Source organism: Halomonas sp. HNIBRBA4712, assembly GCF_043558675.1.
Classification (GTDB): Bacteria; Pseudomonadota; Gammaproteobacteria; order Pseudomonadales; family Halomonadaceae; genus Vreelandella.
The window spans coordinates 124768-138660 of record NZ_JBIFXR010000007.1; the positions used below are offsets into that span (position 1 = coordinate 124768).

Below are 13893 nucleotides of genomic sequence, written 5' to 3' on the forward strand. Positions count from 1 at the left end.
CCGACTACCGCGTCGCCACAGTGATTCATAAGGCCCGGATACTCGGGCTTTCAGGAGAGTTTTCATGAGTAACGTTCTACCGCCTCGTCTTGCCTCCTTTCGGGCCAACGGCGCCGACCGCTTCGGGGTCGTCACCGACGGCGGCATCGTAGATTTGACCCCGGAGTTCGGCGCCCGCTTCAAGGGTCTCAAGGAAGTGATCGAGGCCGGTGCCATCGATGAGCTCTTGAACGTCGCCGAAGGCCGCAGCCCCAGCTACCGCGAGGAAGACGTCACCTATCTGCTTCCGATCACTAACCCGGAGAAGCTGATCTGCGTCGGCGTCAACTTTCCCTCGCGTAACGAGGAGTACAAGGATGGCCAGGCCGCGCCGGACAAGCCATCGCTGTTCATTCGTTTTCCGCGCAGCTTCGTCGGCCATAACGAAAATCTCGTGCGCCCGCCGGAGAGCGAGCAGCTCGATTACGAAGGCGAAGTCACCATCGTGATCGGCAAGGGCGGTCGTCGAATCTCTCGCGAGAAGGCCTACGAGCACATCGCAGCACTCACACTGTGCAACGAAGGGACCATCCGCGACTGGGTACGCCACGCCAAGTTCAACGTCACCCAAGGCAAGAATTTCGATGCGACCGGCGCCATCGGCCCGTGGCTGGTACCGTTCAAGCGCGCGGAACAGCTCGACGATATCGAATTGACCACCCGCGTCAACGGCGAAGTGCGCCAGAATGATCGCACCTCGCGGATGATGTTCGATTTCCGCTACATCGTGAATTACGTCTCGACCTTCACCACGTTAGTGCCGGGCGACGTCATCGTGTGCGGCACGCCCACCGGCGCCGGTGCACGTTTCGAGCCGCCGATCTGGCTCAAGCCAGGCGATGTGATCGAGGTCGAGGCCGAGGGTATCGGCAAACTGGTAAACGGCGTGGAGGACGAACGCCATGGCGCTCACTGAAACCCAGGTCAACGAAGCGGCAGAAGCGTTGCTCGAGGCCGAGAAAAGCCGCAAGCAGATCGGCCTGCTGTCAAAGGCTTATCCGAACATGATGCTGGATGACGCCTACGCTATCCAGACCGCTCAGATGGCACGCAAGACCCAGGAGCATGCCATCATCGGTTGGAAAATCGGGTTGACGTCTCGCGTCATGCAGGACGCGCTCGGCATCGACACGCCGGACAGCGGCGTGCTCTACGATTACATGCGCTTTGACACCGGTGCAGTGATCCCCGGGGGCCACTTCATCCAGCCGCGTATCGAGGCCGAGATCGCCTTCGTCATGAAGGCACCGCTTGAGGGTGACGTCACCCGCGAGGACGTGCTGGCCGCCACCGGCTACGTGGCGCCAGCGATCGAGATTCTCGATACCCGCATCGTCAGAAAGGACGACGAGACCGGCAAAACGCGGGTGATCGTCGACACCGTCTCCGACAACGCTGCCAATGCCGGCATCGTGCTCGGCGCCGAGCGCCACGACCCCGAAGCGTTCGATCTGCGCTGGGTTGGCTCGATCGTCAAACGCGATGGTGATGTCATGGCCACGGGGCTGGGCGCTGGCGTGCTGGACGATCCGGTCACCGGCATCGTGTGGCTGGCCAAGCGTATGGCGACCTACGGCCAGCGTATCGAGGCCGGTCAGGTCATCCTTTCGGGCTCGTTCATCGGCCCGATAGAGTGCCCATCGGGCAGTCGAATCGAAGCGGATTACGGTACGTTCGGCTTCGTGGCGTTGACGTTCGACTAAACGGGCCGCCCGCTAGCCAAGGCTTGGCGGGTTGTGGCGGTAATTCGAGGGGGTAGTGCCCGCATGGCGCGCAAAGAATCGGCAAAAGTAAGCGGGGTCCTTGAACCCGAGTCGGTAGGCGATCTCGTTGACGCTCATGCGGGTAAAGGTGAGAAGGCGCCGCGCCTCTTGCATCAGGCGATCGTGAATCACCCGCTTGCTGGGTACGCCGGCGATGCGCCGACAAACGGCGTTGAGGCGCGCCTCGGTGACGTTGAGCGCGCGGGCGTAGGCCGCCAGCGTCCAGTGCGCGGTGAAGTGGGCCTCGATCTCCAGATTGAAGCGACGAAAAAGCGACAGCTCGTCGTGACGCACGCTCTGGGCCTTGAGCGAGTTGGCCGAAAGCCGAAAAAGGCTTACAAAGATCAACCGCGTCAGGGTGATCAACGCGGTTTCGCGGCCAGGGCGGTTGGCCTCGAACTCCAGACGCAGCTCATCGAACAGCCGCTCGACCCGGTTCACCTCCGGCCGCGTGTCGTCGCTGACCCGGCCGGTCGCCACGCACACGGGCGCAACGCTCGAAGCGTCGCCCAGCGTCGGCGTCTCCTCGAGCAGCGACCACACCAGCTGTTGTCGCACCGTCAGTACGTGACCATCGCTGTTTTCTTCGGTCGTGAAGGCATGCGGCACGGTCGGCGGCGTCAGAAAGAACATCGGCCCCTGCTGATGAAACGGCCGCTCGTCCAGATAGACCCGTACCATGCCGCGCATGACGTAGTGCACCTGAAAAAAGCGGTCATGATGATGCACCGGCATGTTGCGCCCATAGAAGTCCGCCATGGGGCCCAGCGCATCGTAGTGCACCGCCGCATCGGCGTACCGCTGATCGTACTCCTGGCCGATCGTGATGTTGGGGATAGGATCCAGCGTCATGGTCATCCTTTTGAGCCTGTGCAGGGCGTCTGCCCGGCAAGCACTTATATTAACCACCAACGGACGCTTGGCTCCATGACGTTGACTGCCTGTTGTTCAGGTCGCTCGATCCCGCCCGTCCCTTACAAGGAGTTTTCTCATGGGTGAAATCGTTCTCGCCGCCAAGATCACGCACGTGCCCTCTATGTATCTCTCCGAGCAGCCCGGCCCGCATCAGGGCTGTCGCGCCGAAGCCATCGCCGGGCACAAGGAGATCGCCCGTCGCGCCCGCGCGCTTGGCGCCGACGTCGCCGTGGTGTTCGACACGCACTGGCTGGTCAACAGTGGCTACCACATCAACTGTGGCGACCACTTCGAAGGTCTTTACACCAGCAACGAACTGCCGCACTTCATTCAGAACATGGCCTACCAGTACATCGGCTGTCCGGACCTTGGTAACGCGATTGCCGAGCACGCCAATCGCTCGGATATCCGCACCATGGCGCACAACATTCAGAGTCTCAAACTCGAGTACGGCACCCTGGTGCCCATGCGCTACATGCACATGGACGTGCCGGATGAGCAGCCCTTCAAGGTGATTTCCATCGCCGCCTGGGATGCTTGGCACGATCTCAACGACAGTATTCGTTTCGGCGGTGCCGTGCGCCGCGCAATCGAAGAAAGCGATTTCAAGGTCATGGTGCTGGCGTCCGGGTCGCTATCGCATCGCTTCAGCGACAACGTCAATGCGCTCGAGAACCTGCACCGCTGGACGCGTGAGTTCGACCGCCAGATGGATATGCGCGTGGTCGAGCTGTGGCGCGAAGGCAGGTTCGACGAGTTTCGCGCCATGCTGCCGGAGTACGCCCAGCACTGCTACGGCGAGGGCGGCATGCACGACACCGCGATGCTGATGGGCCTGCTCGGCGAGGGCTATGACCGTCCGGCGGAGATTCTGACTGCGCCTTTCGGCAGCTCTGGTACCGGTCAGATCAACGCCATTTTCCCGATGTAACGCCATACGCCAACTTTCAAGGAGTGCCTCATGGACATGCCTCGCAATACCTTCAAGCAGGCCATTGGCAACCAGCAAGCCCAGATCGGCCTCTGGCTGGGCCTTGCCAACGGTTACTGCGCCGAGCTTGCCGCCAACGCCGGGTTCGACTGGCTTCTGATCGACGGCGAGCATGCGCCGAACGATCTGCGCACCATCCTCGGACAGCTTCAAGCCGTCGCGCCCTATTCGGTTCAGCCGATTGCCCGCCCGCCGGTAGGTGACGCGGCGACGATCAAGCAGTATCTGGATCTCGGCGTGCAGACCCTGCTGGTGCCCATGGTGGACACCGCCGAGCAGGCCCGTGAGCTGGTGCGCGCCACCCGTTACCCGCCAGAAGGCATTCGCGGGGTAGGTAGTGCGCTGGCCCGCGCCTCGCGTTGGAACTCGATTCCGGGCTATCTCGATCACGCCGATGGCGAGGTCTGCCTGCTGGTTCAAATCGAGACCAAACAAGGGCTCAAAAATCTCGACGAGATTGCTGCCGTCGAGGGCGTCGATGGCGTCTTCATCGGCCCGGCGGATCTCAGCGCCTCTCTCGGTCACCGCGGCGATCCGGGGCACGACGATGTGCAGGCCGCCATCGAGGACGGTATCGCGCGTATCCAGAAGGCTGGCAAGGCCGCCGGGATTCTCTCGGCCAACAAGACGCTGGCCCGGCGCTATCTCGAGCTTGGCGCCACCTTCGTGGCCGTGGGAGTCGATACCAGTCTGCTGATGGGCGCGCTGAAAGCCCTGGCCGGTGAGTTCAAGGGCGGCAACGCCCCGCCGGCATCAGCATCATCGGTGTACTGAGCCTTCCTTTTGATCCATCAGGCCAGGCCTTGGGCCCGGCCCCTATTCGGAACCGACCATGAACCTCACTGATTCGAAACTTCTACGCCAACAGGGCTATATCGATGGCCAGTGGCTGGATGCCGACGGCGGCGATACCTTTGACGTAACCAACCCCGCCAACGGCGACACCATCGCTTGTGTGGCGCGCATGGGGGCGGGCGATACCCAGCGCGCTATCGAGGCCGCCGACACCGCTCTACCCGCTTGGCGCGAGATGACTGCCAAGGCACGCTCGCAAATCCTCAAGCGCTGGTTCGCGCTGATGCAAGAGCACAAGGAAGATCTGGCGCGTATTCTGAGCGCGGAGCAAGGCAAGCCGCTGGCCGAAAGCCGCGGCGAAGTGGATTACGGCGCCAGCTTCATCGAGTGGTTCGCCGAGGAGGGCAAGCGCGTCTACGGTGATGTGATTCCCCATGACAAGCCTGGCCGCCGGCTGGTCGTCATCAAGCAGCCGGTGGGCGTGGTGGCGGCCATCACGCCGTGGAACTTCCCCATCGCCATGATCACCCGCAAAGCGGGTCCGGCACTGGCTGCCGGCTGCACCATGGTACTCAAACCCGCCTCGGAAACGCCGCTTTCCGCGCTGGCGCTGGCCGAGCTTGCCGAGCGCGCAGGCGTCCCGGCCGGGGTGTTCAACGTGGTGGCCGGGCGCGCTGGTGAGATCGGCACCGAGCTCACCCACAGCCCGATTATCCGCAAGCTCTCCTTCACCGGCTCCACCGAGATAGGCCGCCAGTTAATGGAGGAGTGTGCCGGTACCATCAAGAAGGTCAGCATGGAGCTTGGCGGCAATGCGCCGTTCATCGTGTTCGAGGATGCCGATCTGGACGCCGCCGTCGAGGGTGCCATTGCGTCAAAATTCCGCAACAGCGGCCAAACCTGCGTTTGCACCAATCGCTTCTTGGTCCACGACGCGGTTTATGACGCCTTCAGCGAGAAGCTGGTGACCGCCGTTAAAGCGCTCAAGGTCGCCGCCGCCGAAGAAGAGGGCGCCCAGCAGGGGCCGCTGATCAACTCTAAGGCCGTCGACAAGGTACGCGCCCACATCGACAACGCTATCGGCCACGGCGCGAAGGTGCTCTGCGGCGGCCAGTCCCACGCGCTGGGGGGTAACTTCTTCGAGCCCACGGTGCTGGGCGATGTGACCTCGGCCATGGACGTAGCCGGTGAGGAGACCTTCGGCCCGCTGGCGCCGCTTTTTCGTTTCCGCACTGAGCAGGAGGCCGTCGCTATGGCCAACGACACGCCGTTTGGTTTGGCGGCCTACGTCTACACCCAGAATCTGGGTCGCAGCTGGCGCATGGGCGAGGCGCTCGAATACGGTATGGTCGGCATCAACGAAGGCATCATCTCCACTGAAGTCGCCCCGTTCGGCGGCATCAAGGCCTCAGGCGTGGGCCGCGAAGGCTCGCACTACGGCATCGAGGACTACCTCGAGGTCAAGTATCTGTGTATGGGTATCGAATAGGGTATTAATGACCCTTTCGTGACGCCATGCTCGCCCTGTCGGCAAAACACTGGGGCGGGCATGCCGACGAAAGGGTATATATGATAGAATTAAATGTCGTTAAAGTTCTTCTTTACGCAGGTAACCGGCACCTTTTGCGGTAGAAAAGTCGCTATCGTTTCAACGCCGCCGAGCAGACAGCGATAGATACCTTGATCAAGCGGGCCGGCATCGTCTCAGTAGTTTTTTTCAAAAGGCAGCACATGGCGCGACCGACTCCTTCAATGACCTTGGCCCTGCTTCAGGCCCGTGAATCCGCCATGGATTTTTTTCGGCCGCACCTTAACAGCAACAACATTACCGAACAGCAGTGGCGGGTGATCCGCATCCTGTGGCAAGCCGAAGAGCAGACGCTAGAAAGCTACCAGTTGGCCGAACTCGCTTGCATCCTGCGCCCGAGCCTGACCGGCGTACTGGTGCGCCTGGAACAAAACGGCCTGGTCACGCGCTGGAAGCCCGAAAACGATCAGCGTCGGCTGTGCGTCACGCTGACCCCCAAGGGCAACGAGCTATTCGATAGCATGAAAGGGGAGATGATGCGCCAATACCACAAGATTCAACAGCGGCTTGGTCCCGAGAAGTATCGTACGCTGATGAAGCTGCTCGATGAGGTACAGCGGCTCGATTCCCGGGATTGAGACCTGTCTTTCGATCAGCGTGTTTGCCTTGCCATGTCGCGAATGGTGCGCTCGAAAAAAGCGGCCGTGGCTCCTTTTGGCTGCTGCAGTGCGATGAAGTCGTGTAACGGGTCGGCCACTTCGGTGGTTACGCCGGATAACGCCTCGATGGTGGCGTGCCCGCAAAAGGGCACGTAGGCCTCCGAATACCCGCCTTCGTGAACCATCACCAGTCGCCCATCGCACAGTCTTTCGGCGGCTTCTCGAACTTGGCGGGTCATGTCGCTAAAGGCGCTACTCGAGAGCAGCATACGCGCTAGCGGATCCACCGCGTTGGCATCGAAGCCGCAGGCTACCAGAATGAGCTGTGGGCGAAAGCGCTCTAGCGCAGGGAGAGCAATGTCGGCCATGGCCTGACGATAGGCCTCGTCGCCCGCCCCCGGCGGTAACGGATTGTTCAAATTGTAGCCTTCCCCGGCGCCGCGCCCGCGGTCTTCAAGGCCATCGTAACCCGGCGGAAAACAGCCTGCCTGATGCAGGGAGATCGTCAGCACGTCGTCGCGCTCGTAGAAGATTTCCTGGGTGCCGTTGCCGTGGTGTACGTCCCAGTCGAGCACCGCCACTCGCTCCAGGCCAAAGCGCGCCCGGCTCTCCTCGATGGCAATGGCGATATTGGCCAGAAAGCAGAATCCCATGGCCTGGTCCGGCAGGCAGTGATGGCCAGGCGGACGTGACAATGCATAGGCGTTGTCGACTTCGCCGTTCATCACCGCTGACACCGCACCGATCGCCAGTCCCGCCGATAGCCGGGCGATGTCGTAACTACCCGGGCCGATGGGGGCGTGATCACCCAGCTCCCCACCGCCCGCATCGCTTAGCTCCCTAAAACGTGCCAGGTACGCGCGCGAATGTACCCGCAGCAGCTGTTCATCGCTTGCGAGTGGGGCGCTGCGAACCTCGAGCGCCGAGGTCAGGCCAGATATGTCCATGAGGTTCTTGAGACGCCGTTTGGTTTCCGGCGACTCGGCCAGACCGCCTGCCGCCGGTGGCTGCACCCAGCCACCTACCGGTAGGGTTAGCGCATACTGGCCGGCGCTGTGCCAAAGGCAGCGCTCGTCGAAGAAAAAGGCGGTTTTAGCAGACATCACACAGCTCCTTGAGGCGGGGTGCTTCGTGATGAAGCTCCCCGTTGGTCAACGCAAAGCGTTACTTGCTTGGATCCGGCTCGAACAGCCCCTTTTTCATCTTGAACTTGACCCAAACGATGGCAATCAGGCTGACAATGCCGAGTACCACGCCCAGCAAGGTGTAGATCAGCGTGGTCATTTCCGGTGACGGGGAGGCGTTGGCCGCTACGTACGCCATGCCGATGATGCCCAGGATCTGCGGCAGCGGGTAGAAGGGCGTGCGGTAAGGGCGGCGATGATCGGAGCGGCGGCGGCGCAGCACGATGACATCGATATGCGCCACGATATAGGCCAGAAGCCAACTGGTCGCCGCCGCGATCACCAGCGCGATGATCTGGTCGGGCTGGATCAGGAGAAAGGGTACGAGCACGCCGACGGCTATAAAGAGGATGCTGACCCAGGGCGTTTTATAGCGTGGGTTGAGCTTGCCCATGATGGCAAACGCCTGGCCGTTGTCGGCCATGCCGGAGAGCATACGGGGTACGGCAGCCAGCACCGTATTGACCGTACTGCAGGTCGCAGTCACGCCCATTACGGTAGCGATGATCAGTCCAGCCTGACCGAAGACGCCATCGACTAAATCGAGGTACGGCAGAGGCGAGGTGGTGAGTGTCTCTACGGAGAGATAGTAGCCAGCGCCAAGGCAGAAGATCGAAAACAGTACGAAGATGATGCCCAGCGACAGGAACATGGCACGGGGAATGCGTTTCTCTGGCTGACGGATCTCGTTGATCATGGGACAAACGAACTCGCAGCCGACGAACATCCACATCGCCAGCGCGATCAAACCGATAAAGCTGCCATCGGTAATTCCGCCAAGACCCCAGTTGATGCCGGGTGCGGCCTGCGCTACCTCCGGTGTGGGTGGCTGGATCAGCGCCGTGGCACCGACCACTAAAATGGCGACTACCATGGCGAAAGTGAACACGTTTTGCAGTTTGGCAAACACGTCGGTGCCCAGGATGTTGAGTATGGCAATGGTCGCCAGTAGCAGAATCGGCACTACGTGAGAGGGCAGCGTTTCGGGGAAGAGTGTCTGGAGCAGCGCATCGACCAGCAGAAACTCGGCCGGAATCGCAAAGATGGCCACTACCACGTAGCCGGCAAACACCGAAACGATGGCCGGAAAATGGCCGATCGCCTTTTGCGTGTAGGTGGCAAGCGTGCCTGCCTGCGGATACATCAGCGAAAGCTCCGAAAAGCTCATGGCGTTACAAGCGGCCAGCAGCGTCGCCGCTAGCATGGCGGCCAGAAAGCTCAGACCACCGATGCCAAAGCCCAGTAGGGCCGATGCCATGGCGCCCTGGACGACCACGGTTCCTACGCAGATGGCGATCATGGTATTGAAGCCGATCGCTTGGCGCGCCGGAGCGCTGACCAGAGGCTCTGAGCCTGTCTTCGAGGTATCGAGCATAATGAATTGTCTCCTGCCAGTTTAATTATTGTGCGGCCGATTCGGACGGCCTGAGATCAATGTGCACCTTATCTTGGTGTCGTTCTTGTTCGCGGCTGCCAGACAGTTTCCTCTGTCTGCCGTTAACCCGCGCCAAGGGCACGTTTGGTGCTCCCCCATTTGGGGGATTTTCTACCGGCACTACCCGGTAGACCATGAATATGTTCATGATCACCCTGCGTGATCCACGTTCAAAGACCAGGAGACAACAACATGACAACGACCACTTCCCCCTCCGACTGGATTTCGGTGACCGGCTTAGAAAAGGGCTTCGAGACGGACTCTTACGCACTGGATAACTCCGCTGATCTAAGTGGCAAAAAGATCGAATTACACGACGTCAGCGGTAACGTCCGCCGCCTCGAGATCGACCAGCAGACGCTGCGCGTCGACGACGGCGAGGCGGTCAAGCTGCGCCTGACCTCCTTGCGCCAAGGCATTTATCTGCTCGACTGGCTGGATGAATCGGCACGCCCGACCGCGTCCTATACCGTGGTGCTGGATACATTGACCGACAGCTATACGCAGATCCTCGGCACGCTGCCCACGTTCGAGACCATCAAGACCGGTCTGTACGAGCGCGCCCTCGGCGGCCGCGCACTGACCGATGTCAACGTCGAGATCAGCCACGGCGCGGTGAACAAGTCCTTCAGCGACAGCGCCTGCCCGCACGCCCTGACCGATGAACTGATCGGCGTGCGCAATCTCTACCGCTACAGCCCCACCGAGGTGTATGAACACACCTACCTGAACCCCAACTTCTACACCTGGCAGTGCCTGAAGGGCGTAGAGCAGGGCCTGTGCGACACCGATCTGTGCCACTACTACAAGATCGCTGACGACCTCTACCTGTTCGTCTGGCGTGAAAAGATCGTACCGACGCTGGGCATCGTCATGATCGATGAGCAGAACCACAGAAGCGACGGCAAGATCTTCGGCGTGGGCGACACTGAGGAGGCGCCGCTGGCCAACTTCCCGATGGCTTCCTACTGCCAGCGCCTGAGCCGTGCGGAGTACCCCGATGACCTCTGAGCTGCGCACCGTCGTCATTACCGGCGCCGGAACCGGCGTCGGCGAGGCCTGCGCCCGCCAGCAGGCCGCACTCGGGCACAATGTGGTGCTGATCGGCCGCCGCCGTGAGCCGCTTGAAGCGCTGGCTGGCGAAATCGGCGGACTGGTGTTGGCAGGCGATGCCGCCAGCGCCAGCGAGTGGGATGGGTTCTGCCGACAGATCATCGACACCTTCGGGCGCCTCGACAGCCTGATCTGCAGCGCCGGCGGTCACGACCCGGGCGTGTCTGCCGCACCTGATCAAGCAAAACGGCACCATGGTGCTGCTGGGCTCGCTGGCCTCGTTCCAAGCCGGCGGCGACATCTGCGGCTACACCACCGCCAAGCATGCGCTGGTCGGACTGACGCGCTCGCTGGCCCGCGACTACGGCCCCAAAGGCGTGCGCGTCAACTGCGTCTGCCCGGGCTGGATTCGAACGCCGATGGCCGATGAAGAGATGCAGCCGCTGATGGATCACTATCAGGAGTCGCTCGATGACGCCTACGCCCGCGTGACGCAGCACGTGCCGCTGCGCCGGGCCGCCAGCGCCCACGAGATCGCCGAGGTCTGCGCCTTTCTGATCGGCCCGGCCTCCGCCATCATCACCGGTGCGATGATCATGGCCGACGGCGGCTCGCATATCGTCGACATGCCGACGCTGGACTTCGAGGCGCTGTCGTAACCGCCACGTTCCCCCGGTCGGGCCGCCAATGGCCCGGCCGTGTCTCCTTTGTGACAGGAGTCCATCACTCATGAGTATCAGCATCGACTACAGCGGCCGCCACGTGCTGGTGACCGGCGGCGCCCAGGGGATCGGCGAGGCCATCGTGACCCGCTTCGCCCAGGCCGGCGCCCGTGTGACGCTCGCTGACATCAATATCGAACAGGCCCGCGAGGTGGCCGAACGGCTTTCAGCCGAGGGTCATCAGGTGGCGGCCTGCCAGGTGGATCTCGCCGACGAGGCCGGCACCCGCGCCATGATCGAAGGCAGTGATCCGATCGACGTGCTGGTGCACAACGCCGGCTACTTCCCGCTGACGCCGTTCGAGGAGCTCACCCGCGAGCGGGTCGAGCGCACGTTTGCTATCAACGTGCAGTCTCTGTTCTGGATGACCCAAGCCCTGCTGCCCCGCTTCAAGCAAAAAGGCCAAGGGGTAATTCTGTGTACCTCTTCGGTGACCGGCAATCGCGTTGCGTATCCGGGGCTTTCCCACTACGCCGCCTCCAAGGCCGCGGTTAATGGTTTCATCCGCAACACGGCGCTGGAGATGGGCGGCTCGGGTATCCGAATCAACGGCGTCGAGCCGGGCATGATTCGAACGCCTGCGATGGACAACCTCGGTGACGACGAGCACAGCCAGAGCCTTGAGCGCGGCATTCCGCTGGGCCGGCTGGGCGACCCGGAAGACATCGCCAACGCCATGCTGTTTCTGGGCTCCGACCTGGCCAGGTACATCACCGGACAGACCATCATCGTCGATGGCGGCGCCCTGCTGCCGGAGAGCGTCACCGCGCTGGTGTAGGTTCGGTTTGAATAGCGGGCAGCAGATTTCCATTGCCCGCCGGTGGCCGTCTCGCTATGTTGGGGTATCGAACTACATGGAGTCGGCCGCCATGCACTCCCCCCAGCAGTTGGGTGCTTACTGTCTGAACGCCTTTACCCGAGCGGTTCCTGCATCGCTTGCCGCGTTCTACCGTATTAACGATGGCTTGAGCGCGGTCGATTTTCAGCTTCATGGCGATCCCGCACGCATGCACGAAAACTACCTGCGCCGCTACCGCCACCTCGATCCGCTGCAACCTGGCTACTGTCAGCGCCTGGAGCGAGGGGTCGTATCGCTGCGCGATGCCCAAAGGCTGCAATCCAAACAGCGCAATAACGGTTATCAGACGTTTCTAAGCCAGCACGACGTGGTGGATGTTACCGAAGTGTTGTTTTACCGCCACCGGCGTCCGGTCATGGGCATGTCGCTGCTGCGCCAGTCTCGTTTCGGCCGTTTTACCCGTCAGGAGCTTGATATCCTGCAATCACTTCAAGAGATGCTTCAGCTGACAGTGACTGCGACCCCGCTCGAGAACGCCCCGGTGTCGCTGACTCAGCGTGAATCCCAGCTCGTGCCGCTTCTGCGCGCAGGCGCTAGCAATAAGGTCATGGCCCGCGAACTCGGCGTCGCGCCATCGACGATCAAGTCCCACCTCGACAATCTGTACTGCAAATTCGAGGTCAACAATCGCACTGAGCTGGTTGGGCGGCTTTGATAGTGTTGGCGGCTTGACGACGAAGGTTCAAGCCGACCCCCCTTTCTTCATACGCTCCATGAAGCCCTGAGCGCTTTCCATCATCGCGCGGTAGGAGGCTCGTGCTTGAAGACGCTGATGCCATGCGGCGATGTTCGGGTAGCGGGCCGGGTCTGGCAGCGTCCGGGCAAGCTCGGCGCTGGCCAGGTGCGTACCCAGCGCGAGGTCGGCGTAGCTCAATTCGCCCTCCACCAACCATGCGCCGCCGGCTGACAACATGGCCTCCAGACGATTCCAGACCGGCGGGAGCTTGTCTTCGAGTACCGCTTCGACGACTGCCTCGTCGGTCGGCTTGCCCAGTCGTACGGGCTTGACCACGCGTTCGATGAACGCATCGATCAGCGCCGGCGCCAGGTCATCATCACCAAACCGCTCCCAGGCAACGATTTGGGCCTGGCGCGTGGGGTTTTGCCCGCCCATGAGATCACTGCCCGCCTGCATGATCAGATAGCGACTGATGGCCGAGGAGTCCACCAGCTCGAACGCTTTGTCGCTGAATGCCGGAATGCGGCCCATGGGACTGATACGACGAAACGTCGCATCATCGCTGTTGGGCGGCACCTCGATGGTGTCGAGCGAAGTGCCAAGCTCGTTAGCCACCAATAATACCTTGCGAACATAGGGGGATAATGGGACGCCGTACAGTGTCATGACTTCCTCCGGAAAGTGGCTATCTCATCGGTACAGCCCCCGGCAGCGATTTCGCTGCCGGGGGCTGTGCTTGCCGTCGAAACAATCAATAGCAGAGTATCAGCTGCCGCGATAGGTCGAGTAGGCGTACGGGCTTAACAGCAGCGGGATGTGATAGTGCTGATCGACGTTATCGACCTGAAACGGGACGGTGATTTCCGGGAAGAAGGTCGAGATATCCTGCGCCTCGTACCAGTCACCGGTTTCAAAAACCGTCCGATACACGCCCGACTCAAAGGTGTCGCCCTCGGGGAACAGCGCCGAAATGCGTCCGTCTTCGCTGGTCGTATCGGTCGCGACGGTTTCCCAGCCGCTGTCCGTCTGGTGCTCCAGCTTGACCTCGACACCCGCAGAGGGGTTGCCCGTTTGGGTATTGAGGACGTGAACGCTGATCGGGTTGGTCGCCGCCATGGTCAGCGTCGAGGCACCGCTCAGCAGCACGGCAGCGCCCAAGGTTGTCAATGTCTTCATGTCGTTCTCCTATAGTGCTTCGTCGTTGACACGGCCAATATCGTCCACGCGAACGGCCATTACCATTACGCCCGGATTACAGATTTGTAATGGTA

At 61.5% G+C, this 13893-nt stretch carries 14 protein-coding genes and 1 pseudogene; 10 read left to right on the plus strand and 5 right to left on the minus strand.

Annotated features, from left to right (window positions below):
• Positions 1-64 precede the first annotated feature (64 nt).
• Together ACGK9R_RS14030 and ACGK9R_RS14035 are read left to right on the plus strand one after the other, a co-directional pair.
• Positions 65-955, plus strand: a complete 891-nt coding sequence (locus ACGK9R_RS14030; RefSeq protein ID WP_394582284.1) for a fumarylacetoacetate hydrolase family protein — start codon at positions 65-67, stop codon at positions 953-955.
• On the plus strand, positions 942-1742 hold the full coding sequence (locus ACGK9R_RS14035; RefSeq protein ID WP_394582286.1) for a 2-oxo-hepta-3-ene-1,7-dioic acid hydratase: 801 nt from the start codon (positions 942-944) through the stop codon (positions 1740-1742). Before ACGK9R_RS14030 ends, ACGK9R_RS14035 begins: the two co-directional genes overlap by 14 nt.
• A gap of 12 nt (positions 1743-1754) precedes the next feature.
• On the opposite strand, the gene hpaA is transcribed toward ACGK9R_RS14035, so the two are convergent.
• The gene (hpaA, locus tag ACGK9R_RS14040) at positions 1755-2654 is read right to left on the minus strand and encodes a 4-hydroxyphenylacetate catabolism regulatory protein HpaA (protein ID WP_394582288.1); all 900 of its coding nucleotides are present in this window, start codon (positions 2652-2654) and stop codon (positions 1755-1757) included.
• Positions 2655-2793: 139 nt separating this feature from the next.
• On the opposite strand from hpaA, the gene hpaD reads away from it, so the two are divergent.
• The 4 genes from hpaD (at position 2794) to hpaR (ending at position 6669) form a co-directional block, all read left to right on the plus strand.
• Positions 2794-3648, plus strand: coding sequence for a 3,4-dihydroxyphenylacetate 2,3-dioxygenase (gene hpaD / locus ACGK9R_RS14045; protein ID WP_394582290.1), 855 nt, complete (start codon positions 2794-2796; stop codon positions 3646-3648).
• A gap of 30 nt (positions 3649-3678) precedes the next feature.
• Positions 3679-4482 carry a 4-hydroxy-2-oxoheptanedioate aldolase gene (gene hpaI / locus ACGK9R_RS14050; RefSeq protein ID WP_394582292.1) on the plus strand — a complete coding sequence of 268 codons (804 nt, stop codon included), beginning with the start codon at positions 3679-3681 and terminating at the stop codon, positions 4480-4482.
• A gap of 58 nt (positions 4483-4540) precedes the next feature.
• Positions 4541-5992: an NADP-dependent succinate-semialdehyde dehydrogenase gene (gene gabD, locus ACGK9R_RS14055; protein ID WP_394582294.1), complete on the plus strand. Its 1452-nt coding sequence runs from the start codon at positions 4541-4543 to the stop codon at positions 5990-5992.
• 263 nt (positions 5993-6255) lie between these two features.
• Entirely contained in the window at positions 6256-6669 is a 414-nt protein-coding gene (gene hpaR, locus ACGK9R_RS14060) for a homoprotocatechuate degradation operon regulator HpaR (protein WP_394582296.1), read from the plus strand.
• A 14-nt stretch (positions 6670-6683) separates the two neighbouring features.
• Here hpaR and ACGK9R_RS14065 read toward each other — a convergent pair whose 3' ends face one another.
• Both ACGK9R_RS14065 and ACGK9R_RS14070 read right to left on the minus strand, forming a co-directional pair.
• Positions 6684-7793: a class II histone deacetylase gene (locus tag ACGK9R_RS14065; RefSeq protein WP_394582298.1), complete on the minus strand. Its 1110-nt coding sequence runs from the start codon at positions 7791-7793 to the stop codon at positions 6684-6686.
• A gap of 61 nt (positions 7794-7854) precedes the next feature.
• Entirely contained in the window at positions 7855-9249 is a 1395-nt protein-coding gene (locus ACGK9R_RS14070; RefSeq protein WP_394582300.1) for an APC family permease, read from the minus strand.
• A gap of 252 nt (positions 9250-9501) precedes the next feature.
• On the opposite strand from ACGK9R_RS14070, the gene ACGK9R_RS14075 reads away from it, so the two are divergent.
• The 4 genes and pseudogenes from ACGK9R_RS14075 (at position 9502) to ACGK9R_RS14090 (ending at position 12598) form a co-directional block, all read left to right on the plus strand.
• Positions 9502-10320 carry a MoaF C-terminal domain-containing protein gene (locus ACGK9R_RS14075; protein ID WP_394582302.1) on the plus strand — a complete coding sequence of 273 codons (819 nt, stop codon included), beginning with the start codon at positions 9502-9504 and terminating at the stop codon, positions 10318-10320.
• Positions 10310-11021, plus strand: a pseudogene (locus tag ACGK9R_RS14080) (SDR family NAD(P)-dependent oxidoreductase). Before ACGK9R_RS14075 ends, ACGK9R_RS14080 begins: the two are co-directional and overlap by 11 nt.
• A 70-nt stretch (positions 11022-11091) precedes the next feature.
• Complete coding sequence (locus ACGK9R_RS14085; RefSeq protein ID WP_394582304.1) at positions 11092-11862, plus strand: SDR family oxidoreductase; 771 nt, start codon at positions 11092-11094, stop codon at positions 11860-11862.
• 91 nt (positions 11863-11953) lie between these two features.
• Positions 11954-12598 (plus strand): response regulator transcription factor, encoded by a 645-nt coding sequence (locus tag ACGK9R_RS14090; protein ID WP_394582306.1) that lies wholly within the window; start codon positions 11954-11956, stop codon positions 12596-12598.
• A gap of 27 nt (positions 12599-12625) precedes the next feature.
• On the opposite strand, the gene ACGK9R_RS14095 is transcribed toward ACGK9R_RS14090, so the two are convergent.
• Together ACGK9R_RS14095 and uraH are read right to left on the minus strand one after the other, a co-directional pair.
• Complete coding sequence (locus tag ACGK9R_RS14095; protein WP_394582307.1) at positions 12626-13288, minus strand: glutathione S-transferase family protein; 663 nt, start codon at positions 13286-13288, stop codon at positions 12626-12628.
• A gap of 99 nt (positions 13289-13387) precedes the next feature.
• Positions 13388-13798, minus strand: coding sequence for a hydroxyisourate hydrolase (gene uraH, locus ACGK9R_RS14100; protein WP_394582309.1), 411 nt, complete (start codon positions 13796-13798; stop codon positions 13388-13390).
• Positions 13799-13893: the final 95 nt, after the last annotated feature.